Origin of the sequence: Corallococcus sp. CA054B, from assembly GCF_003611625.1 — a bacterium.
Taxonomy (GTDB): domain Bacteria; phylum Myxococcota; class Myxococcia; order Myxococcales; family Myxococcaceae; genus Corallococcus; species Corallococcus coralloides.
Genome location: NZ_RAVY01000043.1, coordinates 1 through 24,952, shown reverse-complemented (window position 1 = coordinate 24,952; position 24,952 = coordinate 1). Strand labels below are relative to the sequence as shown.

Annotated in this window: 19 protein-coding genes; 10 read left to right on the top strand and 9 right to left on the bottom strand. The window is 71.6% G+C overall.

Annotation, left to right across the window (positions count from 1 at the left end; genetic code table 11):
* Positions 1-8 precede the first annotated feature (8 nt).
* Positions 9-2,177, bottom strand: a complete 2,169-nt coding sequence (locus D7V80_RS13650) for a serine/threonine-protein kinase (protein WP_233585321.1) — start codon at positions 2,175-2,177, stop codon at positions 9-11.
* Positions 2,178-2,502: 325 nt separating this feature from the next.
* On the opposite strand from D7V80_RS13650, the gene D7V80_RS13645 reads away from it, so the two are divergent.
* The 3 genes from D7V80_RS13645 to D7V80_RS13635 all read left to right on the top strand — a co-directional run bounded on the left by D7V80_RS13645 (position 2,503) and on the right by D7V80_RS13635 (position 5,659).
* Positions 2,503-3,783 carry an amidohydrolase family protein gene (locus tag D7V80_RS13645; protein WP_120588594.1) on the top strand — a complete coding sequence of 427 codons (1,281 nt, stop codon included), beginning with the start codon at positions 2,503-2,505 and terminating at the stop codon, positions 3,781-3,783.
* A gap of 47 nt (positions 3,784-3,830) precedes the next feature.
* Positions 3,831-4,391 (top strand): peroxiredoxin, encoded by a 561-nt coding sequence (locus tag D7V80_RS13640; RefSeq protein WP_014399709.1) that lies wholly within the window; start codon positions 3,831-3,833, stop codon positions 4,389-4,391.
* Positions 4,392-4,606: 215 nt separating this feature from the next.
* Complete coding sequence (locus D7V80_RS13635; protein ID WP_120588568.1) at positions 4,607-5,659, top strand: glycosyltransferase; 1,053 nt, start codon at positions 4,607-4,609, stop codon at positions 5,657-5,659.
* 102 nt (positions 5,660-5,761) lie between these two features.
* On the opposite strand, the gene D7V80_RS13630 is transcribed toward D7V80_RS13635, so the two are convergent.
* A complete protein-coding gene (locus D7V80_RS13630; protein ID WP_120588567.1) occupies positions 5,762-9,322 on the bottom strand; it encodes a hypothetical protein in 3,561 nt (1,186 codons plus the stop codon).
* Between the two features lie 69 nt (positions 9,323-9,391).
* Entirely contained in the window at positions 9,392-11,503 is a 2,112-nt protein-coding gene (locus tag D7V80_RS13625; protein ID WP_233585317.1) for a chloride channel protein, read from the bottom strand.
* Between the two features lie 177 nt (positions 11,504-11,680).
* Here D7V80_RS13625 and D7V80_RS13620 point away from each other — a divergent pair, with 177 nt between their 5' ends.
* A complete protein-coding gene (locus tag D7V80_RS13620; RefSeq protein WP_014399705.1) occupies positions 11,681-12,121 on the top strand; it encodes a peroxiredoxin in 441 nt (146 codons plus the stop codon).
* A gap of 18 nt (positions 12,122-12,139) precedes the next feature.
* Here the strand turns inward: D7V80_RS13620 and D7V80_RS13615 are convergent, their stop codons facing one another.
* The 3 genes from D7V80_RS13615 to D7V80_RS13605 form a co-directional block, all read right to left on the bottom strand.
* Positions 12,140-12,922, bottom strand: coding sequence for an NrsF family protein (locus D7V80_RS13615; RefSeq protein ID WP_120588566.1), 783 nt, complete (start codon positions 12,920-12,922; stop codon positions 12,140-12,142).
* Positions 12,919-13,491 (bottom strand): RNA polymerase sigma factor, encoded by a 573-nt coding sequence (locus tag D7V80_RS13610; RefSeq protein ID WP_233585315.1) that lies wholly within the window; start codon positions 13,489-13,491, stop codon positions 12,919-12,921. The genes D7V80_RS13615 and D7V80_RS13610 overlap by 4 nt, the downstream gene beginning before the upstream one ends.
* 112 nt (positions 13,492-13,603) lie before the next feature.
* A complete protein-coding gene (locus D7V80_RS13605; protein ID WP_120588565.1) occupies positions 13,604-15,031 on the bottom strand; it encodes a site-2 protease family protein in 1,428 nt (475 codons plus the stop codon).
* A 96-nt stretch (positions 15,032-15,127) separates the two neighbouring features.
* Between D7V80_RS13605 and dusB the strand changes: the two genes are divergently transcribed.
* Complete coding sequence (dusB, locus tag D7V80_RS13600; protein ID WP_120588564.1) at positions 15,128-16,141, top strand: tRNA dihydrouridine synthase DusB; 1,014 nt, start codon at positions 15,128-15,130, stop codon at positions 16,139-16,141.
* On the opposite strand, the gene D7V80_RS13595 is transcribed toward dusB, so the two are convergent.
* Positions 16,120-17,448, bottom strand: coding sequence for a glycoside hydrolase family 1 protein (locus D7V80_RS13595; protein ID WP_120588563.1), 1,329 nt, complete (start codon positions 17,446-17,448; stop codon positions 16,120-16,122). The genes dusB and D7V80_RS13595 overlap by 22 nt on opposite strands.
* Before the next feature lie 347 nt (positions 17,449-17,795).
* On the opposite strand from D7V80_RS13595, the gene D7V80_RS13590 reads away from it, so the two are divergent.
* The 4 genes from D7V80_RS13590 (at position 17,796) to pyk (ending at position 22,085) form a co-directional block, all read left to right on the top strand.
* Positions 17,796-18,002: an excinuclease ABC subunit A gene (locus D7V80_RS13590; RefSeq protein ID WP_120588562.1), complete on the top strand. Its 207-nt coding sequence runs from the start codon at positions 17,796-17,798 to the stop codon at positions 18,000-18,002.
* A 124-nt stretch (positions 18,003-18,126) separates the two neighbouring features.
* Positions 18,127-19,587, top strand: coding sequence for an NFACT RNA binding domain-containing protein (locus tag D7V80_RS13585; RefSeq protein ID WP_120588561.1), 1,461 nt, complete (start codon positions 18,127-18,129; stop codon positions 19,585-19,587).
* A gap of 152 nt (positions 19,588-19,739) precedes the next feature.
* Positions 19,740-20,555 carry a hypothetical protein gene (locus tag D7V80_RS13580; protein ID WP_120588591.1) on the top strand — a complete coding sequence of 272 codons (816 nt, stop codon included), beginning with the start codon at positions 19,740-19,742 and terminating at the stop codon, positions 20,553-20,555.
* 99 nt (positions 20,556-20,654) lie between these two features.
* Entirely contained in the window at positions 20,655-22,085 is a 1,431-nt protein-coding gene (pyk, locus tag D7V80_RS13575; protein WP_120588560.1) for a pyruvate kinase, read from the top strand.
* A 9-nt stretch (positions 22,086-22,094) separates the two neighbouring features.
* Here pyk and D7V80_RS13570 read toward each other — a convergent pair whose 3' ends face one another.
* Positions 22,095-23,603: an HD family phosphohydrolase gene (locus tag D7V80_RS13570; RefSeq protein WP_120588559.1), complete on the bottom strand. Its 1,509-nt coding sequence runs from the start codon at positions 23,601-23,603 to the stop codon at positions 22,095-22,097.
* 173 nt (positions 23,604-23,776) lie between these two features.
* Here D7V80_RS13570 and rpe point away from each other — a divergent pair, with 173 nt between their 5' ends.
* Positions 23,777-24,436: a ribulose-phosphate 3-epimerase gene (gene rpe / locus D7V80_RS13565; RefSeq protein ID WP_120588558.1), complete on the top strand. Its 660-nt coding sequence runs from the start codon at positions 23,777-23,779 to the stop codon at positions 24,434-24,436.
* Between the two features lies 1 nt (position 24,437).
* On the opposite strand, the gene D7V80_RS13560 is transcribed toward rpe, so the two are convergent.
* Entirely contained in the window at positions 24,438-24,836 is a 399-nt protein-coding gene (locus D7V80_RS13560) for a two-component system response regulator (protein ID WP_014399693.1), read from the bottom strand.
* Positions 24,837-24,952 lie beyond the last annotated feature (116 nt).

Genomic DNA, 24,952 nt, shown 5'->3' with positions numbered 1-24,952 from the left:
ACGGAAAGCTAGTTCCCGGTGCCGCACTCCGCCGCGAGCGCCGCCGCCCGGTCCGGGAACCTTTCCGCCAGCGTACGTTTCACTTCGGCCACCCCGGTGGCATTGCCTTCGTGGACGTGCAGTTGGCAACGCGCGGTGAGGGCACGGGGATCGTCCGGGGCCAGACGTTCGGCCTCCCGGTACTCGCGCTCGGCGCCGCGCAGGTCGCCCTGCCGGAAGAGGACGGCCCCCAGGTAGGAATGGGCCACCGCGAGCGTGGGGGACTTGCGCTGCGCGCGCTTGAGCAGGGCGGTGGCGTCGTCCAGCTTCTCCTGGCGGAAGCGCACGAAGCCCAGCTCCGCCAGGGACTCGGCGTCGTCGTGCTGGCGCGTCCAGGCGGACAGCACGGTGGCGGCCTCGTCCAGCCGGCCCCCCTGGGACAGGAGCTGGCCGTAGCGGGGCGCGACCTTGGCGGAGCCCGGCGCCTGCGCGTACGCCTTCGCGAGCGCGGTCAGCGCACCCGGCACGTCACCCTGGAGCGCCCGCAGGTCGGCCAGGGCCAGCGGAGCGCGGACGTCCTTGGGAGCCAGGGCGGTGGCTTCGTCGATGGCGCGTTCCGCGCGCTTGCCCATGCGCAGCTCGGTGGCCGCGCGCGCGGCGAGCAGGTGCGCCTCCGCCTCCTTCGGGAAGCGCGAGGTATAGGCCTCCGCCAGCGCCAGCGCCTGCGGGTGGGCGCCCGCGTCGAGCAGCAGCTTGCCCGCGCGAGCCAGCTCCTTGGCCGTGGCGCGCACGTCCTTGCCCAGCCCCTCCAACGCGGACACCTTGGCCTCCGCTGTCGTCGCGGCCTCTGCGGCGGCGATCCGCGCGGGAGGCGGCACGTCCGGGCGCCGCAGGTACCACGTGGCCCCCGCGCCCAGTCCGCCCAGCGCGAGCACGCCCGCGACGATGGCCAGCGCCCGGCGCGAGCGGAGAGCGCCATGCGGCGCCGGGGGGTGAGCACCTGCCGGAGCGCGCCCCTTGCTCTCTGTCGCCGGGGCCTGGGGACCCGCGGAGGCCACTCCGTACGCGGCGCCCTCCGCCGGCTTGCCCGAGGTCGAGACAGGAACCTCCGCCGTCACGGGCCGGGTCGAACCGCGAATCGACACGGTGTGGGTGCCCAGGGGCGGGAGGGGACGCGAGGCCGACGGCGCGGCGACCGGAGGAGGCACGGGCCAGGACGGAATGCCCTGCACGCCGAACGGCGGGAGCACGTCCATGCCGGGGGCGCCATCCGCGCCCGAGTTGGACGGATCCGCGAGCCTCGCGTTGCGCAGCGCCAGCCGCTTGGGGTCACGGTCCGGCGGAAACAGCGTGTCCAGGTACGCGGCCACCTGCGCCGGCGAGGCGACCTCCGCGGGCCCGCCCAGCATCTCGATGGCGGCGATGAACGTCTGCAGGCTGTCGAAGCGCGCCTCCGGGTCCTTCGCGAGCGCCTTGAGACACACCGTCTCCAGCGCCTGCGGCACCGACGGGTCGAACGCGGTGGGCGGCTTCGGCCTTCCTTCCGAGATGCGCGTGAGCACCTCCTCGGTGGACATGCCGGTGAAGGGCCGCCGGCCACACAGCTGCTCGTAGAGCATCACCCCCGCGGCGAACAGGTCCGCGCGGTGGTCCACGCTGCGGCCGGCGATCATCTCCGGCGACATGTAGAAGAACTTCCCCTTCAGCGTCCCGGGCTCCGTCCCCGACCCCAGCGCGTCCGCCTTCGCGATGCCGAAGTCGATGACCTTCACCGCGCCGTTCGCCCCGACGTGGATGTTGTCCGGCGTGAAGTCGCGGTGGACGATGCGCAGCGGCCGGCCCGCCTCGTCCACGGCGCGGTGCGCGGCGTCCAATCCCCGGCACGCATCCACCAGTACGCGCAGGGTGAGGCCCAACGGAACGCGCTGGCCGCGCTCGGCGGCCTCCTGCCGCACCTCCGCGAACGAGCGGCCCTCCAACAGCTCCATGGCGATGAAGGGCTCCCCGCCCTCCATGCCCAGCTCCAGGATGGACACCACGTTCGGGTGGCGCACCTGCGCGGTGATGCGCGCTTCGTTGAGGAACATCTGCACGATGCGCCGGTCCGCGACCAGGTGCGGCATCAGCCGCTTCACCGCCACGGACGGACCGCGCTGCCCGTCCAGGCTGATGGCGCGCGCCAGATACACCTCCGCCATGCCGCCTGTCGCGATGCGCGCGCTCAAGCGGTAGCGGCCTGCCCAGGAAACGCCGGGTTCCGACACCAAGGTGGCCGCAGTCTACGGGCCCGCGCCCCTGGCGCCCAACGTCATGACGCGCCGCCTGCCTGCTTGTCCCCGGTCCCCCCGCGCATGCCCACCGTATTGGACCGGCCGGGACGACGGGTGTGGGTGCAGGGATGTGTGGAGCCGGTGACGGAGGACGGGCCGGGAGTGCTAACGTCCCCCGCTTCAAGCGTGACCCCTAAGGGGAGGGGGCCGCCTTCACGAACCTCGCGTACCGTCGCGGATGCAGGGAGGGATGTTGGGCACCGTCCTCAAGGGTGGTTTCGTCGTCGAACTGGAGCCCGCGTCCGTGGAGCGGGTGGACCTGCGCATCGAAGGTGAGCGCATCGTGGCGCGAGGCGAGGACCTTGCGCCCGGCCCCGACGACGAGGTGGTCGCGCTGTCTGGGAAGCTCGTCTTCCCGGGGCTCGTCAACGCCCACCACCGGCTGGCGACCGTGCTGTCGCGCGGCCTGGTCCGTCCGACGCCCACGTCCTACCAGGCCCTGCTGGAGCAGGTGCGCTGGCCCTTCGAGAACGCGCTGGACCTGGACGCGGTGCAGGTGGCCGCCACCGCGGGCGGCCTGGAGGCCATCCAGTGCGGCACCACCACCCTGTTTGATTTGCATGCCTCGCCCAAGGCGGTGACGGGCTCGCTGCTTCGCTCGGCGCGCGGCCTCCATGAGGTGGGCGTGCGCGGCGTGCTGTCCTACGCGGTGACGGACCGCATGGGCGCGGTGGGCCGCGAAGAGGGGCTGGAGGAGACGGTCAGCTTCGCGCGCAAGGCCCGTGGCCGCTTCCGCGGACAGGTGGGCGCGGGCCCCTGCTTCACGCTGGGGGATGACGCGCTCCAGGGCCTGGGCGAGGCGCTCAACACCACCGGCACCGGGCTGCACTTCCCTCTCGCGGAGGATCCGCTGGACGAGCGCCTGTCCACCGAGCGCCACGGCAACCCGCCGGTGACGCGGCTGCTCACCAGCAACCTGCTCTCGCCTCGCGCCATGGCGGCGCACGTGGGCCACCTGGCGTGGGCGGACCTGGCGCAGGTGCTGGCCACGGGGACGTGGTTCCTGCACACGCCGCGCTCCAACCAGGGCCTGGAGGTGGGCTACGCGCCCGCGCTGAAGTTCGGGGCGCGCGCGTCGCTGGGGACGGACGGCACGTCGCCGGACCTGTTCGCGGAGGCGCAGGCGGCGTACCTGCGCTCGCACGAGGCGGGGCAGCCCATCGACGTGCTGCGCTACCTGGCCAACGGCCACCGGCTGGCGTCGCAGGTGTTCGAGGCGGCCATCGGCCCCATGCGCGAGGGCGCGCTCGCGGACCTGCTGGTGCTGGACTATCTGTCGCCCACGCCGCTGACGGCGGAGACGCTGGCGTGGCACGTGGTGCACGGGCTGGGCAGCCGCCACGTGGAGGCGGTGATGGTGGACGGCGTGTGGCGCGTGTGGGCGCGCAGGCCGCTGTCGGTGAACCCCACGGTGGTGGCCGAGCAGTCGCGCGAGGCCGCCGCCGCCGTGTGGGCCCGCATGGCGTCGTCGTAAAGCCGGGGGAGCTTGTCGCGGTGTCCGGGGCCCGTTAAGTCCCGGGCATGCTCAACTCCCTGCTCGTCGTCGGATGGCTCAGCGCAGCGATTCCCCAGGTGGGTGAAACCGCCCCGGACTTCACGGTGAAGGACACCGCGGGGACGACCTACACGCTGTCGGAGATGGTGAAGAAGGGGCCCGTCATCGTGGCCTTCTTCCCCAAGGCGTTCACCAGCGGCTGCACGAAGGAGCTGACCGCGTACCGCGACCGCTACAAGGACATCGAGCAGGCGCAGGGCCAGGTGCTGGCCTTCTCCACGGACGACGCGGAGACGCTGGCGCGCTTCAAGACGGAGCTGAAGGCGCCCTTCGTGTTCATCCCGGATCCGGACGGCAAGGTGGTGGGCGCGTACGACGTGAAGATGCCGGTGGTGACGGTGTCCAAGCGCTACACGTTCGTCGTGGGCGAGGACCGCAAGGTGCTCAATGTGAGCGAGGGCAAGGACGCCATCGACGTCTCGGGCGCCATCGCCGCGTGTCCCCTGCGCAAGGGCGGCGCCGCGAAGCCCGCGGCGGCCCCGGCGGGAAACACGCCGCCCACCCAGGCCGCGCCCGCGACGAAGTAGCCCCAGGCGCTCTGGCTTCCGGGACAGGGGCACGGTCCACTCGCGGACGTCCTCATGGCACGCGCGGGCCGGATGCCGGCCGTGCCGTTGAGGAGTTCACGCGGCACGAGGCCTGCTCGCTTGTCCGCCCCGGGCGCGGAGCGATAGCCCTGGGACATGCCGCGCGCGGGGCGTCCTCCGTCCGCCGGGCTGGGGGCGTGAGGAGGCCCGAGTGGATGGACATCGTCTTCCTGGGCCCCGTGTGCCGGGCCACCGCCGAGGCACAGGCGGCCTCGGCCCCGAGACAGCTCGCGCAGGCGCTCCAGCGGCGTGGACACACGGTCCTCTTCCTGGAGCGCACGGCGCTTGGTGCACGCGGGGAGGCGTCGTATCTGGACCTGGCGGACCTCCACGCGCGCTTCCATTCGCGGGTGCGCCGCGCGGACCTGGTGCTGGTGGACGCGGACGTGCCGCAGGTGGCGGACGTGAGCCGCTGGGCCACGAACACGGCGCGAGGGCTCACCGTCTTCTGGGACCGGGACACGCCCCGGACGCTGGCGAGGCACGCCCTGCGAGAGGACCCCGCCTGCATGACGCCGGACCTCTTCACGGGCTACCGGCTCTATCTCTGCTCGAGTGGGGGCCCGGTGCCCCGTCAGTTGGAGCGCGAGTGGGGCGTGGCCCGCGCGCGCGTGTTCCTGCCGGGAGTGGACGCGGAGCACTTCGCGCCTGGAAGCGGGCGGACGCGCTGGGACCTGGGGTACGCAGGGCCGGCGTCGCCGGAGCGGCGGGGGCTCTTGATGCAATGGCTGCTGGGCGCGGCACGCGGCTGGTCCGAGGGGCGCTTCGTCCTCGCGGGCACGCTGTCAGCGGTGGATGACGCCTGTCCCGCCAACGTGGCGAGGCACGCGGCCCCGTCCCTCCAGGAGCACGCGGGCTTCATCGGTGCGCAGCGCTTCACGCTGGTCCTCTCCCAGGCCGAGCACACGCCGGGCGCGAACCTGTTCGAGGCCGCGGCCTGTGGAGCGGCGCTCATCTGCGACCCCTGGCCCGGGCTGGAGGACATCTTCGCGCTGGGCGAGGAGGTGATGGTCGCCCGCACGGAGCAGGACGTGCTGCGCTACCTGCTCGCGATGCCGGAAGCGGACCGGCGCCAGCTGGGCATGCGAGCCCGGGCCAGGGTCCTGGCTGAACACACCGTGGCCCACCGGGCGCTGCAACTGGAGCAATACGCGAGCGAGACGGAGCGCGGAGCCGCGTGGATGGCCCCGGTCCGCTCGCTGAACTGAGCGTCCGAAGCCTGGGAGGACGGACGTGAAGCCCGGTCGGCGGCGAACCGCACGAACCTGTCCGACAGTCGGACCAGTTCTGGAGCACCGCTGTCGGGGGACCTACGCCTCTTCCGGGGCCGCCACCATCTCCCGGGGCGGGAACACGAACTGCGCGGCGCCGGCCACGAGCGGTGAGTCATCGCGCTGGAACTCGGCGAGCGCCGCCAGCCGTTCCTCCGTCCAGCCACGCCCATCCCCCGCGTCGCGCACCAGGCAGTGCAGGGCTACGCGCCGCGCCTCCGGGCTGGAGCTCCGCGCCAGGCGCCCTCCGACGTTTTCCATCGTCTCCACCGGCAGGTTCGACACCGCCACCTGGGCCGCCATCAGTGCGTCCGCGTGGAGCCAGCCCTCCTGGCCCATCGTGTCCAGGTGGCTCGCGAAGGCCGGCGGGGCCAGGGCCACCGCCGCGCAGCGCACGCGCAGCGTCGCCAGACACGGGTCCTTCGTGAGGAGCCCCGTCACCAGTCCCTGCACCGCGTGCAGGGGCACGGGCCGCATCCGGTCCCGGGGCTGGAGCAGGGCATCCATCGCCACGCTCAACGCGCGCCGGTCCCGTGCCACCGCCTCCAGCATCCGCTCGAACAACTCCACGTCGCGCTCGTCGGCCCGGTACACCAGCGCGCCCATCGCCGCGCGCACCTCGTCGTCATAGGGCGAGGCCAGCCGCGCGCCACAGGCGGAGAGGAACACGCGCTCCCGGTCCTTCACGGACAGCCAGGCCGCGCGCCGCAGCAGGTCGATGCGCGCATCCGGCTCCGGCCGCGCCAGCACCTTCGCGAGCAGCGCGGACAGCCGCGCATCCAGCGCCTCCGTCAGCCGGTCCGCCGGGATGTCGCCCACTCGCGACGCCATGATGGCGTCCTCGCCAGTGACGGCGCGCTCGAACACCGCCCACGTGGGCTCGCGGTCCAGGTGGTCCCACAGCGCACGCAAGAGCGCGATGCGCACGTCGCGATGCAGCGGCTTCGCGTCCAGCTCCAGGAGCCGCTCATAGCCTGCGTCCGAGCGCAGCTCGCCCAGGAGGCGCACCACCTCCTTGGCCACCGTGACCTTGGTCAGCGGCACCTCCGCCAGCAGCGACAGCACCCGCGTGACGGGCATGCCGTTGAACGCACGGCGCAGCCCGTAGATGGCGATGCGCGCTCGCGAGTCCTCCAGGGCCCCCAACAGCGTGGGCACGCCCTGGCCCTGGTCGCACCGGGCCATCACCCGCAGGGCCCGCTCCTGCACCGCGGGCCGCTTGTCGTTCGCCAGCGCCAGGAGCGCGTCCATGGGCGCCCAGTCCAGCGCCGCCATCCGCGTCACCGCCGCCAGCACCGACGGCGTGTCCCGCTCCATGTCCTCGCACAGCTTCGAGAGCGCGCGCGAATACGCCCGGTTCTGCTCCACCGTCCACCGGAAGAACCCCGAGTCGAACGGCAACAGCCAGTGCGTCGCGCCCGTGGAGAACTGGCCGGTGATGACCGGCGCGTTCAGGTACGGCCCCAAGAGGTCCTGCCGCCGCCGGTGCAGGAACTCGCGCACCACGGGGATGGCGATGGCGCTCTCGTCCCGCTTGAGCAGCGCGGGCAGCATCCGGTCGAAGTCCTTCACCGCGCGGAAGCGCAGCACCCAGAGCGCGTTCCCGGACGGCTTGCCCAGCCGCAGCGCCACGCGCTCCAGCTCCTCCACCAGCTCCCGGTGCAGCGGAAGCCCGTCCTTCTCGGCCGCCGCAAGCGCCACCACCTCCTCGTCCCAGCCCCGGTCCCGCCATCGCCGCAGGGTGGCCGCGAGGGTCGACTCGAAGCGGGGCCGGTCCTCCCGCGACAGCCACGCGCTCAACGCCAGCGCCAGCCGGTTGTCGGGAGCCGTGTCGCGCACGGAGACGAGCCAGTCCGACAGGCCGGGCACCAGCGCCGCGCGCTTGCCCAGGCTCGCCGCGAGCTGGAGCAGGGGACCGCCGCGCTCGCGCTCCGCCCAGCTCTTCGCCAGCGCCAGCAGGTACGGCGCGGCCCGGCGCACCTCGTCGTCCGTCAACCGGTGGCCCAGCCCTCCGTCCAGGATGCGGCCACGCTCCTTGAGGAAGATGCCCAGCCACTGCGCGCCCCACGCCGGGTCCGCGCTGAAGGCCCGCACCAACAGCCGCTCCGCCGACTGCGCCGTCCCCATGGACAGGTCCGCCGCGTCCAGCGCGTCGCGCAGCATCCGCCCCAGGGCCTCGGTGTGCTCGGCGCGCCACATCCGGCGGGGCCACTCGGTCAGCGCCTGGAGCATCACTCCGCGCACCGGGTCCTGTTCGTTCTTCCGGGCCAGCACCAGCGCCAGCGCGGGGGCCACCCACGCGGGCTCGTCCGGGCGCAGGCCGGGCAGCGCCAGGAGCGCGCTCAGCGCCACTCCGCGCATCGCCGCGTCCGGATGCCCCAGCGTGCCCCGGAGCGCGCCCAGCGCTTCATCCCAGGGCAGGAAGCGCGCATAGGGAAACCGCGCCTCGGCGCGCGTGCCCAGGGCCACCACCTCGTCCAGGTGCCGGCGCGCCTCCCGCTCGCGCAGCTCCACCGGCAGGTGCCGCACGTACTCTGGCGCGATGACGCCATCCCGGGTGCGCGCGCCCACGGTCCAGCGCGCGTAGACGCTCTCGCGCAGGGCCGGGTCCGCGATGCGCGCGATGAGCGGCGTGCCCCACGCGGGGGCCCGCTCCACGGACGCGGCCCAGGCCTCGGTGAGCGTCGCGTGCAGCGGCTCCGGCAGCTCCTTCAGCACGTCCTCCGCGCGGCCCAGCAGCGTCGGGTCGCGCTGGACGATCCACGTCAGGGACTCGGCGTCCAGCGACGCCAGGGACTTCGCGAACAGCAGGTGCGGGAGGAACGCCGGGGAGCGTTGGCGCAGGAGCGCCACCATGCGCAAGGGGCGATGCTTCACCAGCGTCCGCACGGCGTGCTCGTCCGGCGGGATGCCCCGCTCCAGCAGCAGCGCCAGCAGCGTCTCCGCCATGTCGGGCGTCCGCTCCGCCAGCCACCCCAGGCCCCATGCCATGTTCTGCCGGGTGACGGGGTCCGGCTCGCCCGACACGGCCCGAAGCTGCTCCAGCAGCACCTCGCCCAGCACGGACGGCGCATGCCGCGCCAGCCGCGCCCAGAACCGGTAGCTGGGCCGCTCCAGCGCCCGCGCCAGGTGCTTGCGCAGGCTCGCCTCGGAGGCCAGCGGCGCCGTGTCCGCGAAGGTGACGTGCTCGCCCCGTTCCGCCAGCCCGTCCAGGAACGCGTCGATGACGGCGTGCCGCTTGCGCTTGCGCAGCTGATGGATGACGGCCTGCTCGCGGCGCATTCCGTGCGCCATGCGCAGTGCCTCCAGCGCCTGGGCATCGTCACAGGCCAGCGACACCAGCTCGAAGGCCAGCGCTCGCACGCGGAAGGACTCGTCCGCCGTGGCGTTCAGCACCGCCGCGCCATCCCGGCGCGTGAACTGGGCGGCCAGGGCCAGCCGCCGCTCGAAGGCGTCACCCCGTGACAGCGCGTCCAGCTGAGCCTGTGCCGCCGGGTCCGTCCGCGCCTTGCGTCCCAGCGCCACCATCTGACGCACCCGGGCATCGTGGAAGGTGGAGTTCAGCTCGGAGCGCAGGGCGGACAGGGCGGGTTCGGACATGGCGCCCAAGGATGCCCGCTCCCTGGGTTTCCTGACAGACCCACCCTGACCGCGGCCTACATCAAAGGTTCAGTGCGCCGCCTCGGAGGGGGTGACGGGGTAGTTGCCCGTCGAGTGCGCGCGTGCGTGCTGCGCGAAGAGGAAGCGTCGGACGGCGGCGCGGGTGATGAGTCCGCCCGGGGAGAGTCCCAGCACGGGCGCCACCGGCAGCGCGTCCACGTCCTCCTGGTCCATCACCTGGAGCGCATGCGCCAGGTCCGAGTCAGGCGCCAGCGCGGGCAGCTTGCGCGCCAGGTCGCTGGCCACGAGCAGCGGGTACATGGACTCGTCGCGCCACACCTCGCGCAGTTGCTCCACCTGCACCGTGCCGTAGAGGTTGCCCTCCGTGTCCAGCACCGGCAGCGTGCCGGCCTCGGACGTGAGCAGCTGGTCCGTCAGCGCGCGCAGCGGCGTGCCCGCGGCCACCGCGGGCACCTCCGTCATCAGGGCCCGCACGTGCGTGGCCGCCAGCAGGTCCTCGTCGCTCTGCACCTTGGGCGCCGTGCGCTCCGTGAGGAAGTGGCACACCGCGGACGCGATGGTGCACGTCACCATCAGCGGCAGGATGATTTCGTGACTGCCGCTCAGCTCGTACAGCATCATCATGCCGGTGAGCGGACCGCGCGTGAGCGCCGCCACCGCGCCGCCCATGCCCACGATGGCGTACGCGCCGCTGGGGCCCGTGGCGTGCGGGAAGAAGTAGTGCACCAGCGTGCCGAACGCGCCGCCCGCCATGGCGCCAATGAGCGCCGACGGGAAGAACGTGCCGCCAGAGCCGCCTGAACCAATGGTGAGCGCCGTGGCCACGAGCTTCAGCACGCACGCCGTCACCAGGAAGAAGAAGGGCAGCTGTCCGGCCGCCGCCAGGTTGATGTAGTCGTTCCCGCTGCCCCACACCGTGGGGCTCAGGAACACGAGCACGCCCGTGCACAGGCCGCCCAGCGCCGCGCGCACCGGCAGCGGCTTCCGGCCCAGCCACGGGGACAGCTTCCCGCCCATGCCGCCGTGGAAGAAGTGCTCCACGCCGTGCAGCAGCTTCACGAACGAGAACGAGATCAGCCCGCACCCGATGCCCAGCGCCGCGTAGGCAAACACCTCCGAGCCGCTGACCAGCTCGTAGTTCACCCGGTTGAGCAGGGGCGCTTCGTCCAGCACGCCGCGGCTCACCAGCGTGCCCGCCACGCTCGCCAGGATGATGGGGGAGAACACCCGCAGCTCGAACTCGCGCAGGATGATCTCCATCGCGAACACCGCGCCCGCGATGGGGGCGTTGAAGGACGCGGAGATGCCCGCGCCCGCGCCGCACGCCAGCAGGATGGACAGCTCCTTGCGGCTGAAGCCCAGCACGCGCCCCACGCTGGACGCGAACGCCGCGCCTCCGTAGACGATGGGGCCCTCGCGGCCCGCTGAACCGCCGCTGCCAATGGTGATGGCGGACGCGATGAGCTTGAGCAGGCCGCGGTCCGCCGGCACCACGTTGGCGCCGCTCTTCACCGCGCGCACCACCTCCGGAAGGCCGTGCCCGTGCGTCTCCGGCCGGTCGCGCAAAAGCCGCCCCACCGCCAGGCCGCCCACGGTGGGCGCGAGCAGCATCAGCCACCAGGGCAGGTGCGGTATCGCCGAGGCCAGGTTGTGCGCATGGCCGAACACGGCGTTCACGGCCGCCAGGCCCACGAGCGGGTAGTAGAGCGACAGCGCGCCCAGCGTCAGCAGCGCGAGCAGGCGCAGGCGGCGCTTCACTTCATCGCGAGGGCCTCCGGGATCGATGACCCGCGCCAGCAGGAGCGCGCCCAGCGCCAGCGGCACGCCCACCATCGCGTATTCCAGGTGCCAGCGCGCGGAGGCGAGCGACTCCATCAACGTGCGCAGCCGCTGCGGCTTCAACGTCGCCGCCAGCTCCGCGGCGCTGAACGTGATGCCGCTCATCACGCCAATGAGGTTGGAGAAGATGCCCGCGGCCAGTCCGCTGTAGAGCCCGACGACCGCGCCCGCGATGGGCAACACCGAGGGGGTCGGCAGGCGGATGCGGTTGGACGCGCCCAGCAGGAAATAGATGAGGCGTGAAAGGTTCTGTCGCGCCCAGAGCGTGAGCGCGGCCATCCGCTGCGTTTCGGCAGGCGGAGGCTCGTCGGAGGTGTTCATTTGGTGCACCTACTAAATGGAGGAGGCCGGTGCGTTTCAAGCATCTTGATGACGCCGACGCTCCGGTGCCGTCCGCCTGCACTCCACTCCACACATCATCCGAGCGGTGCCCGGCCCCCTGCCCCCGGAGCGTGCTACGACGCCCCCGGTTTCCACCCCATGAAGGAGGCATCGCACATGCTCAAGCAGGGAGACGTGGCGCCGGAGTTCACCGTGCAGGACGCGACGGGAAAGACGCACCGACTGTCGGACTACCGGGGCAAGAACGTGGTGCTCTGGTTCTACCCGAAGGCGGACACCCCGGGATGCACCGCGGAGGGCTGCTCCTTCCGCGACCACAAGGCCCAGTACGAGGCGAAGGGCACCGCCATCCTGGGCATCAGCTTCGACACGCCGGAGGAGAACCAGGCGTTCTCCCAGAAGTTCGGCTTCAACTTCCCGCTCCTGTGCGACGTGGATCGCAAGGTGGGGCTGGCCTACGGGGCCGCGGATGACGCCTCGGCCCCCAACGCGCGCCGGGTGGGCGTCGTCATCGGGCCGGACGGCCGCATCAAGGAGTGGCACGCCAAGGTGGACGCGCGCGCCTTCCCCCAGGAAGCGCTGTCGCGCCTCCAGTAGGCCTCCTGGCGCCCGCACTCAGGGCGCGAACGAGCGGGACGGCAGGCGCGAGCGGATGAACACCGCCACGCCCGCCAGCACGAACCACGGCAGCACGTGGCCCAGCATCAGGTGGCCCGCGCTGCCGTCCGGACAGTGCACGTGCAGCACGAGCAGGCTCACACCCGCGGAGGACAGGCCCGCCGCCAGCGCCCGCACGGGCTGGAAGGCGGAGCGGCACAAGAGGACGAGCGCCAGGGCCAGCGGCACCACCGACAGCGCCACCTCCGCGCCCATGCACCCCAGGGTGCCCGCGAGGAACGGCCGCACCTGGACGCCCGAGCGCCCGGTCAGCTGCGCCAGCGCCACGACGAGCGCGCCCACGGCCACGAGCGTGAAGGGCCAGGCGCGCTGCCTCGGCGCCAGGGCCACCAACGCTCCGCCGCCCACGCCCACGACGATGAGCAGCGCCACGAGCGCCACCGCCAGCGGCGAGGCGGAGTTGAGCATCATCCCGTGCCGGCCCACCCAGAGCAGCCCCATCACGCCCACGCCCAGATAGGTGGCGAGCAGCACCGCCACCTCCTGCCACCACGGCGTGGGCCGAGGGTGCGCCGCCAGCTCCGTCAGCGACTGGCGCCGCGACTGCTCGAGCTTCCCCTCGTCGATGGGCACGGCGGGAGGAGCGGAGGAGGGGGGCGCCAGCACCTGGAAGCCCTCCAGGAGGGCGCGGCAGTCCGCGCACCCGGCCGCGTGTGACGCCAGGTCCGGAGGCAACGGGCCGTCCAGTCGGTCCAGGACGCGTTCGCACTCGGGCGTCATCGTGAAGTCTCCTGCTGAAGGGGCGCGAGCAGCTCTCGCAGGCGCGCATAGCCCCGGTGGGCGCGGACCTTCACCGCGCTCTCGGTGAGGCCCAGGGCCTCGGCGATCTCGGCGAAGCCCATGCCCTCGAAGCGGTGCATGAGGATGGGCAGCCGCTGGCCTTCGGGAAGCTGCGCCAGGGCGTGCTGCACCGCGCGCTCCAGGCCCGCGTCGCGAGGCTCCGGCGTGTCCGCCACGGCGGTGAGGGGCAACTCCCCCTCGGGCGTGAGGTCCTCCGGCCTACGGTGGCGGCGCGCGTGGTCCCGCGCGGCGTTGGTGGCGATGGCGTACAGCCACGGCCGGACGCGGGCCCCGGGCTGATAGCGGCCCCGCGCGCGCACCAGGGACAGGAAGGTGAGCTGCGCCAGGTCCTCGGCGGTGGCGGGGCTGCCGGTGAGGCGCGCCAGGTAGCCCTGGACGGGGCGCGCATAGCGCTGGAAGAGCGCGTCGAACGCCTGCGCGTCTCCCTGGCAGAACCGCTCCATCAACACCTCGTCCGAGTCGCCGGAGGCTCCCGAAGATGCCGGCATGTCCCCGGTACGCATGGGCGCGGCACCAGGTTTCACGGGAGGGGACGAAGGGCTCACGGGCAGGCGCGGATTCTAGGGCCCGAAAGGCGCCGCACGGGAGAAAGTCACCCCGTCAGGACGACGCGGCCGGCCGCAGCCGCGCCAGCCACGCCTCGAAGGCGGGGTGTCCGTGCAGGTGCGCCAGGTCCTCGTCGGAGGCGGCATAGGCCGCGTCCTTGAAGCCCAGGCCTTCCGCCCGCTGGAGCAGCCGCACCGCGTCCGCCACGTTGCCCGCGCGCGCGAAGGCGCACGCCGCGTCGTACGCGATGCCCGGGTCCGGCACGTGGCGAAGCGCCGCCTCGCTCACCGCCGCGGCCTCCGAATAGGCGCCCCGGATGAACAGCGCCCGCTCCGCGCACCGGAACGCGGACGCCGGGTCCACGCCGGGCAGCCGCAGCGCCTCGTTCACCTGGCCCAGCCGGATGAGCGCGCCCGCGTACTCGTGCATCACGGTGCGGTCCTGCGACTCGCCCCACGCCTGCTTCCAGTAGCCCACCGCCCGGGCGTCATCCCCCACCAGGGAGAACGCCGCCGCCACCGCGTGCATCTCCACCGGCTGGCCCTGCACCTGGGAGAAGTGGTCCAGCGCGGGCCGCCCGTGGCCCTGCTTCAGCGCCACCCAGCCCAGCAGGTAATGGGTCCGGCTGGTGAGATTCGGGGACAGGCCTTCCGTCTCCAGCACCCGGTTGCCCTGCCGCCACGCGTCGTCCAGCCGGTCCTCGCGCAGCGCCTGCTGCGCCTCGCGCAGGGCCTGGGCGGTGGGGCCCTCCTCCTCCTTGGCCTCGTTGCGCGCGCGCATCACGTCCGACAGCACGCGGAACGCCTGGAAGCCGAACATGGCGAAGAGGACGCCCATGAACAGGGCCCCGCTCTTGATGCTGAGCAGCACCAGGCCCACGCACAGCCCCAGCGCCAGCACGTGCGACACGATGAAGCCCCGCCGCCCGAACATCCGCGTCGCCAGCGCCGTGCTGATGTGCCCGCCATCCAGGGGAGGCACCGGCAGCAGGTTCAGCACCGCCCACACCATGTTGGCGAAGAAGAAGTTGCTCAGGAAGAAGTCCGCCACCTCCGAGCGGCCCCGCACCTGCATCAGCACCAGCCAGCACAGGACGCCCAGCGTCAGCCCCGCCAGCGGGCCCGCGAAGCTGCTCACCACGTCCTTGTGCCAGGGCAGGGGCGAGTCCGTGTTGGGCCGGGTGACGCCGCCCATGAACACCAGGTCCACGCTCGGCTGGTACCCGAAGAAGCGGAAGGCCACCGCGTGCCCCAGCTCATGGACGAGCACGGACACGAAGACGATGAACATCCACGCCAGCACGTAGCTCACCACCGCGCCCATGTGCCCGGGCGACGAGGCGTCGGCCAGCTGGTCCCCCAGCCACCCGGCACCCGAGTGCCGGCCCGGCAGGGGCAGGGACTGGTAGGCGAACACCGCTGAGAACAGCAGGTGACTCGTGTGGACGTGGACGGGGACGCTCCCGAGTCGAAAACGGAACATGGGGAGGGACCTTAATCGTTGGCCCCCACTCGCGCAGGGCCGTTCTCATGCCCCGCGCGCTTCTGTTCCCCTCCGGGTTATAGGGTGTCTTCCGCCATGCTGAAGCTGGGTCCCTACACGCTCCCCAACCCCTACATCCTCGCGCCCATGGCCGGCGTGAGCGAGCGCCCCTTCCGCGTCATCGCCTTCCGGCTGGGCGCGGCCCTCTGCCCCACGGAGCTGGTCAGCGCCCAGGGCCTGATGCGCCAGAACCAGCGCACCCTCAAGTACCTGCGCTACGACCCTGCCGTGGAGAAGCCCTACTCGCTCCAGATTTTCGGAGGCGAGCCGGAGGCCATGGCCCAGGCCGCGCAGGTGGGCAAGGCCGCGGGCGCGCAGGTCATCGACATCAACATGGGCTGCCCGGTGAAGAAGGTGGTGCGCAACGGCGCCGGCAGCGGCCTCCTGTGCGACGTGCCCCGCGCCGCGGACATCGTCCGCGCCATCCGTGAAGCCACCGGCCTGCCCGTCACCTGTAAAATCCGCTCGGGCTGGGACGCGCGCACGCTCAACTACCTGAAGGTGGCGGAGGCGCTGCAGGAGGCCGGCTGCGCGGGGCTCGCCCTGCACCCACGCACCCGCGAGCAGGGCTACTCGGGGCAGGCGAACTGGGCCCACATCGCGGACCTGAAGCGCCACTTCCCGGAGCTGCCCATCATGGGCAACGGGGACGTGAAGACGGTGGCGGACGCCCACCGCATGCTGGACAGCACCGGCTGCGACTTCGTGATGATTGGCCGGGGCGCCCTGGGCAACCCGTGGCTCTTCCGTGAGCTGCGAGGCGGCCCGCCCGCCACGCCGGAGGAGCGCTGTGAGCTGGTGCTGGAGCACGCCCGGGCCCACGCGGAGTTCGTCGGGGAGCCCTTGAGCGCGGTGCGCTCCTTCCGCCGGCACCTGGCCTGGTACGCCCATGGCCTCAAGGGCGCGGCGCACTTCCGCTCGGAGGTGAACGGGCTGGACTCGCCGGAGGCGGTGGAGGACAGCGTGCGCCGCTTCTTCGCGGGCGCGGACACGGACCCCACCGCTCCTCTAGAGGAGCCGGAAGTGGACTACCGCGCGGCGCTGGGCTGAGCGCTGGCCACGCCCGCGACGGATGCCGGCGGCACCAGCACGCGCCCGGTGGCCACCGCGCGGAAGTAGTCGCAGGCCGGGGTGGGGCGGCGCTCCAGCGTGTCGAAGTCGACGTGGTAGAGGCCGAAGCGCGGGCCCCAACCCTCCAGCCACTCGAAGTTGTCCAGCAGGCTCCAATAAAGGTAGCCCTGCACGTCCACGCCCGCCTCGCGCGCGGCCAGCACCTGGCGCAGGTGCGCGTGCAGGTACTCCGGCCGCACCGTCCCCTTGCGGTCGTCGATGCCGTTCTCGGTGACCCACACCGGCTTGCCGTAGCGCTTCACCTCCTGGAGCAACTGGAGGAAGCCCTCGGGCCGCTGCTCCCACCCGATGTCGGTGAGCCCGCGTCCGTCCGGGTCGCGGTACTTGAAGTCGATGAAGGGCGGGCGCGGCATGAAGCGCAGGTGCGCGCGCGTGTAGTAATTGAGGCCCACGAACTCCACGGAGTCGCGCGCCCCCTCGATGCGCACGTCCGTGGACGCCACGCCCGGCATGAACACGCGCAGGTGGCCGGACGACAGCGCCTCGTGGAACGCGTGGTTGTAGGCCGGGGCCGCCAGCCGCACCAGCGAGCGGTCCAGGGGATGCCACCAGCGGTCCGGCGCGAACGCGAGCATGTTCTGGGAGATGCCCAGCTCCACCCGGCCCAGGTGCTGGCCCAGCTCTTCCCGAGCGATGACGTGCGCGCGCACCATGTTCCCGAGCGCGGCCATCGTCTTCGCTCCGTCCGCGATGCCCGGCGGCATCAGGCCCTGGAGGTAGCCGCCCAACAAGAGGACCATCGGTTCGTTGAAGGAGATGACGAGCGCGTCCAGCCCCTCCAACAGGGGCGCGCACCGGCGCACGTACTGGCGGAAGGCCTCCAGGCTCTCCGGAAGGTGCCACGGCGTGGACGCGTGGAACCACGTGGGGTGGGTGAAGTGATGGAGCGTCACCACCGGCCGCAGGCCCTGCGCGCGCATCTTCAGGAGCCGCTCGCGGTAGCCCTCCAGCGCCGCGCCATCGAACCGGCCGCGCTCGGGCTCGATGCGCGCCCACTCCAGCGACAGCCGGAACGCCGTGGCCCCCACCGCCTTCGCCAGGGCGTAGTCCTCCGCGTAGCGGCGCCAGTGGTCCACCGCGATGCCGCATCTCGCATGGGGCTCCTTCAACTTCCCCTGCCGCTCCCACTCGGCCCAGTCGTTCTCGATGCCGCCCTCCACCTGGTACGCGGACGTGGCGACGCCGAAGGTGAAGGACGCGGGGAAGGTCAGCGCGGTGGAGCTCATGCGGGCGGGCACCGTAGGCCGCCACCTCCACGACGGGAAGCAACGCGATGCGCGCGCACCGGATGCACGGCAGCGGACATCCAGACCTGTAGCGCGGACCCGCGAAATGCGTCCGGAGCCGGAAATTGGGCCCCGCACGCGACGCGTCGGACCCCTGAAATGACCGCCACGAACGGTTCGAAGCGCCCGGAGGCCAAAAATCGGCCTCGCCGCGCACTGCAATACATCACCATGCGTTGACACACTGGCATGTCGCCCGTACCATTCATTTCAAGCACTCACGTTCAGTTCGAAGTGGGTGCAGGGCTCGCGTCCTCGCGGGCCTCAACACTGAACGGAGGATTCCGATGGCCGCGAAGAAGAAGACCGCGAAGAAGGCCGCGACGAAGAAGACCGCGACGAAGAAGACCGCCCGCAAGGCCCCTGCCGCCAAGCGCGGTACGGCCAAGAAGGCCGCCGCGAAGAAGCCGGTCGCCAAGAAGGCCGCGAAGAAGAAGACCGCTTCCCGTCGGAAGGCTGCGACCCCCGCGGCCCCGGCCACCCCGGAAGCCTGAAGTAGCGGTGTCATTTCGGGCGTCCGTTGACGTCCGGTGAACGGCTCGGCGAAACCCGCCGGGCCGTTTTTCTTTTGCGGGCCAGGGGTTTACGTCTCCTCGTGTGTCCGCCCGGGAGGGGCCCATGTCGCTGCGTCCGGTGGAGTTCGGTGAGGTCGTGGCGGAGGCCGCGGCCCGGCTGGTGGGCGCGGTGGCCCAGAAGGCGTGGTGCCCGCTGCCCCGCCTGGCCTACCTGGAGCTGCGCGTCCCCGGCAGATCGGTGGTCCTCTGCCTCTGCGCCGAAGGCGAGCTGTCGCGCCTGTCCGTTGCGGAGGACCGCTTCCCCACGCCGGGCGAGCCCGCCCCCTTCCAGCGCTGGCTCCGTCAGGAACTCACCGGCTTCAAGCTTGTGGCCGCGCGCTATCTGGAGGAGAGCCGCGCCGTCATCCTGGAGTTCGAGCGCGAGGACGTGCGCCGCCGGCTGGTGATGGAGGTGGGCGCGCCCGGAGGCCTGCTGCTCCTCAGCGACAACCACCGGGTGCTGATGCTCTCCGGTGAGGGCTTCGGCCCGAGGCGCAACCTCTATCCCGGAGCGCAGTGGTCGCCACCGGAGCCCGTGTCCGCGGAGGCGCTGGCGAAGGGCCGCGCGCAGCCCTCGCGCCTGGAGCCGAAGGAAGAAGACGCGCTGCCCAGGCTGCAGGCCGCCGAGCGGGTGCTCGGACAGAAGGACCGCACCAGCCGAGCGGACGCCATCCGCCGCCGGCTCGCGCAGCCGTACCGCGCACGGCTGAAGCGCTCCTCGCGCACGCTGGAGAAGGTGCGCGCGGAGGCCCAGCGTGGCCCGGAAGCGGAGAAGCACCGCGAGGTGGGCGAGCTGCTCGCGCAGAACCTGCACCGGCTCAAGCGCGGCGCCTCGCAGGTGACGCTCACCTCCTATACGGAGGCGGGCGTGGAGGAGGTCCAGGTGAAGCTGGACCCGAAGCGCACCCCGAAGGAGGAGGCGGACTGGCACTTCCACCAGTACCGGCGGCTCCTGCGCGGCGTGGAGCAGGCCCGCCACCGCGAGGCGGAGCTCGCGCGCGAGGTGGCGCACGCGCAGACGGCGCTCACGCAGATTGAAGCCATGGATGACGCCGCGCTGCTCGCGCAGGTGGAAGTGCTCCAGGTGACCCAGGGGGAAGAGGGCCCGAAGGGAGGCCTCCCCTTCAAGGAGTACGTGGGCCACGGCGGCGCGCGCATCTGGGTGGGGCGCGGCGCGGAGGACAACGACCAGCTCACCTTCAAGGTGGCCCGTCCGTGGCACATCTGGCTGCACGCGCGGGGCCTGCCGGGCAGCCACGTGGTGGTGCCGCTGGAGAAGAACGCGGAGGTGGCGCAGGAGGTGCTCCTGGACGCGGCGCACCTCGCGCTGCACCACTCGGGCGCCAAGGGCGAACCCCGCGGCGAGGTCAGCTACATGCCGGTGAAGTTCGTCCGCAAGCTGAAGGGCGCTGCCCCCGGGCAGGTGACCTATGCCCGGGAGAAGACCTTCGTGGTGCGCATGGAGCCGGAGCGGCTGGAGCGGCTGCTCAAGTCGCGCCATGGCGACCCGGGCCCCTTGCCCTGAAGGACGATGCCTCTGGGACGAATTCAACCCGGGGTGTCACGCTCGGGGTGTGGGCCCGGTCGACAGGCGGACGGGCATCCAGCCCCTGGCCTTGAGGTTCGGGAAGTGCCGGGTACGATGCCCCCCGCGTGACGCCCGAAGCCTTCCGCCAGATGTCCCTGTTCCCGCGTGGCTCGTCCGCGGAACGCGCCGCCACTCCCGCGCAGCGCGTGCCGGAAGGACAGGCGCCCCTGCCGCCGCGCAACCGCGTCGCGGAGGAAGCGCCGCGCGTCCTCACCGCGTCGCGTGAGGAGCTCTGGTCTCGCGCGGAGTCGCTCGCGTGGCGGTTGAGCGCGAACCTGGGCATGCCGGTGCGCCTGGCCGTGACGGACAACCGCTCCACCATGGTGTCCTTCCGCCGCGGCTCGCAGGTGCTCCAGCTGCGGCTGCACCACATGTTCCTGGACGCGCCCGAAGTCATCGTGCGCGCGGTGGCGGACTACGCGGGCCGGGGGCACCGCGCCGCGGGCGCCCTCCTGGACGAATACATCCGGGGCCAGCAGCCGCTCATCCGCCAGCTGCGCCGGGAATCCGACGCGGAGCTCAATCCGCTGGGCCGCTGCTTCGACCTGCGCGCGCTCTACAACGGCGTCAACGAGGCCTACTTCCAGAACGCCATCCAGGCCCGCATCGGCTGGGGCCGCATGCCGCCGCGCCGCCGCCGCAAGTCCATCCGCCTGGGCGTCTACGACCACCAGACGCGCGAAATCCGGATCCACCCCGCGCTGGACAAGCCGGACGTGCCCGCCTTCTTCGTGGAGTTCATCGTCTTCCACGAGATGCTCCACCAGCTGTTCCCCAGCAGCAATCGCACCGGGCGCCGCGTGCACCACCCGCGCGCCTTCCGCGAGCGCGAGCGCACGTACCCGCACTACGCCGCCGCGCTGCGTTGGGAGCGCGAGAACCTGGGCACGCTGCTGCGCGGTTGAGCGCACGCCGAGCAGCCTGGACATTTACTGGTTTACCTGCTCGGTCACATTCGGTGATGTCTTGACCGAAACGCGGTGGAGCCGGATGTTCGGCCTCATATGCGACGAGCAAAGATTGTCTGCACCCTCGGCCCCGCCAGTCAGACCCCGGAGATGTTGGAAGCGCTGCTGGAGGCCGGCATGGACGTGGCCCGGCTCAACTTCTCCCACGGCAGCCACGAGCAGCATCAGGCGAACATCGACATGCTGCGCGCGGCCTCGCTGAAGGTGCGCAAGGCGGTGGGCATCCTGGGCGACCTGCAGGGTCCCAAGATTCGCACCGGCCGCTTCGTCACGGGCAGCACGGAGCTGAAGCACGGCGCCACCTTCCACATCACCACCGACGAGACGGTGAAGGGCACGGACGAAATCGTGTCCACCACGTACCCGCACCTGGCGGCGGACGTGAACCCGGGCGACCGCATCCTCCTGGACGACGGCCTCCTGGAGCTGCGCGTCGTGGAGACGGACAAGAAGCAGCTCATCAAGACGGAAGTGGTGCACGGCGGCATCCTGAAGAACAACAAGGGCATCAACCTGCCCGGCGTGGCGGTGCGCGCGGACGCGCTCACGCCCAAGGACCGCGAGGACCTCATCTTCGGCCTCAAGGCGGGCGTGGACTACATCGCGCTGTCCTTCGTGCGTCAGCCGTCCGACCTGGACTCCGCGCGCCAGGCCATGGCGGAGGTGGGCCGCACGGTGCCCATCATCTCCAAGCTGGAGAAGCCGGAGGCCATCGCGCGCCTGGACGCTATCCTCGACAAGACGGACGGCGTGATGGTGGCCCGCGGCGACCTGGGCGTGGAGATTCCCCCGGAAGAAGTCCCCGCCGTCCAGAAGGACATCATCCGGCGCTCCAACCTGCGCGGCCTGCCCGTCATCGTGGCCACGCAGATGCTCAACTCGATGATCGACAACCCGCGCCCCACGCGCGCGGAGGCCAGCGACGTGGCCAACGCCGTCTACGACGGCGCGGACGCGCTGATGCTCTCGGGTGAGACGGCGAGCGGCAAGTTCCCCGTGGACTCCGTGCAGATGATGGAGCGCATCATCCTGGCGGCCGAGTCCTCCTCGCGCGCGCAGCTGCAGCCGCGTGTGATTGAAGCCCCGCTGGGCCTGCCGCTGCACTTCCCGGACGTCATCGCGCGCGTGGCGTGCGAGGCGGCCAAGGCCAGCGGCGCTTCGCTCATCGCGGCCTTCACGCTGTCGGGCGTGACGGCGCGCCTGCTGGCGCACTACCGGCCCACGGTGCCGATTGTGGCGTTCAGCCCGAACCAGGAAGTGCGCCGCCGCCTGTCGCTGCTCTGGGGCGTGGTGCCGCGCGTGCTGGAGCCCATCCAGGAGACGGAGACCATGCTCCGCCGCGTGGAGGAGGAGCTGGTGTCGCGCGGCCTCGCGCGCAGGGGCGACCGCGTCGTGGTGGTGTTCGGCGCGCCGGTGGGCCAGCCGGGGAAGATCAACAGCCTCCGGCTGCACACCATCAGCGCCTGATGCAGGGCCCTACGCCGGGCTCTTCTTGAGAGCCCGGCGGGGAATCTCCGCCTCGACGAAGATGGTGAAGAGGTCCTTGTCGAGCTGTCCGGACCCCGCCTCCTTCTTGAGGATGTCCAGCGCGAGCGTGTGCGGCACGGCCTTCTTGTAGGGCCGGTCGCTCGCGGTGAGCGCGTCGTAGATGTCGCAGATGGACATCATCCGGGACTGCACCGGAATCTCCGGGACGGCGCGAGGGTAGCCCGTGCCATCCAGCTTCTCGTGATGCGCGTACGCAATCTCCGGCACGCGGCGCAGCGCGCGGGTCCACGGAATCTGCGACAGGAAGCGGTACGTGTGCTCGACGTGGCTCTCGATTTCGCGGCGCTCCTCCGGGGAGAGCGTGCCGCGGGTGATGGAGAGGGATTGGATTTCCTGGGGCAGGAGCAGCGGCTGCCCATGGTCATGCGCGTCGGTGAACGTGAGCTTGCCCAGCTCCAGCAGCCGCTCGAAGTTGCCCTGCGCGAGCACCGTGGGCTTGTTGCAGGTGAGCAGGAAGCCCATCACCTCATCCAGCTGGGCCAGCTCCTGGGCAAGCCGCGCGTCCTCCTCCTGATGGATGGAGGGCAGGGCCGCCAGGCCGCGGACCTCCACGGCGGCGAGCCGGCGGCGGGAGCTCTGCAGCTGCAGGTCCTTGCGAGCCAGCTGGAAGCGGGCGCTCAGCGCGTCCAGCTCATGCGGATACAGCTTCTCCGCCTTGACGAGCACGTTCTCGCGCACGCCCACCTTGCCGAAGTCGTGCAAGAGCGACGCGTACCGCAGCTCCTGCAGCTCCACGGCGGTGAAGCGCGTCTGGGCATAGGGGCCGGTGGTGCGGTGCTCCAGCGCCTGGGCCAGGGACACGGTGAGGTCCGCGACGCGGCCGGAGTGGCCCGCGGTGGTGGGGTCGCGCGCTTCGATGGCGACGACGGACGCGGAGACGAAGCCCTCGAAGAGGCGGTTGATCTCCTCGTGGAGGAGGGCGTTCTCGATGGCGCCAGCGGCCTGGGCGCCCAGGGCGAGCAGGAGTTCCTCGTCCTCCTCGTCGAACACCTGCCCGCCGCGCTTGTTGAGGGCCTGGATGACGCCCGTCACCTCTCCATTGGCGTCGCGCATGGGGACGCAGAGGATGGTGTGGGTGCGGTAGCCGCTGGAGACATCGAAGCTGCTGTTGAAGCGGGCGTCGGCGTAGGCGTCGGGGATGTTGATGACGGCGCCGGTGTGGGCGACCTGGCCGGCGATGCCGCTGCCCATGGGGAGGCGGATTTCGTTCTTGGAGCCCTGGGCCACCTTGCTCCAGAGCTCCTCGCGCTCGCGGTCCAGGATGAAGAGCGAGCAGCGGTCCGACTCCACGACCTTGGTGGCCTCATAGAGGATGAGGGGCAGCAGCAGGTCCAGGTCGCGCTCGGCGCTCATCGCCTTGGCGACATCCAGGATGGACGTCAGCTTCGCGAGCCGGCGGGACAGGTTGGGGGAGGCGGGCACGGACTGGGGAAGCACCGGGGCGGGCTCCGTGGGATGCGGCGGATGGCCGCGGGCGTGCCAGGTTTTAGCACGCGGGCTGTCTCGGCCGCCCGGCCCCCCCACCTGCCAGGTCCACCTCTGTCCGCCAGCCCTCTGTCCTGCCGGGCGGAGGTACCAGGGGCCTCCAGAAGCGGTTATGAAACGCCGCCATGACCCGCCCTGTCCGCATCTCTCCGTCGCTGCTCTCCTGTGATTTCAGCCGTCTGGGTGAAGAGGTCCGCGCCATCGAAGCCGCTGGCGCGGATTGGGTTCACGTGGATGTCATGGATGGCAGGTTTGTGCCCAATCTCACGTTGGGTCCGGTCATCGTGGAGGCCATCAAGCGGGTGGCGACGAAGCCGCTGGACGTGCACCTGATGATTGTCGAGCCGGAGAAGTACGTGGAGGCGTTCGTGAAGGCGGGCGCGGACGTACTGACGGTGCACCAGGAGGTGAGCCCCCACCTGCACCGCACGCTTCAGTCCATCCGTCAGGCGGGGGCGAAGCCGTCGGTGGTGTTGAACCCGGGCACGCCGCTGTCGGCGATTGAGGAGGTGCTCGGGGACGTGGACATGGTGCTCTTGATGAGCGTGAACCCGGGGTTCGGGGGGCAGTCGTTCATCGAGTCCACGGTGGACAAGGTCCGCCGGCTGCGCGCGATGTTGGACGCGCGGGGGCTGAAGGACGTGGACATCGAGGTGGACGGCGGCATCAACGCGCAGACGGCGAAGCGCGTGGTGGACGCGGGGGCGACGGTGCTGGTGGCGGGCAGCTACGTGTTCGGCGCGAAGGACCGCGCGCAGGCCATCCGTTCGCTGCGGCCGTCGTGAGTCAGGCGGCTTCGGGCGAAGCGGGAGGGCGCACGGCGGCGGCGGCCATGCGGGCGATGCGGGTCATGAAGGTGGGGTCGCACGGCTTCACTTCGTAGTCGTCGGCGCCCAACTCGAAGCACACGTGGCGGGTGAACTGATCCTCCACGCCGCTGAGCATGATGACCTTGCAGTCGCGGGTGACGGGGTCCTTCTTCAGCTGCGCGAGCAGGTCCCGTCCATCCTGGTGCTGGTTGATGTCCAGGATGATGACCGCGGGCCGGTGCTTGCGGGCCAGCTCCATCACATGTTCGGAGGTGGTGTCGGACACGCAGACGAGGCCGGAGCGCTTGGCCTCCCGGGCGAGTGCGGACACGACGAGGGGCTCATCATCCGAGATGAGGACAGTGGGAGCAGTCATGGTCCTCTGTGGGGGAACAGGGGCGGATCAACGTGCAACATCTTGGAACTACAGGAAGGCCCGGATGTTGTGAAGAGGGTGAACATTGTCCCGTCCTGAAGGGTAGGTAGGACAAC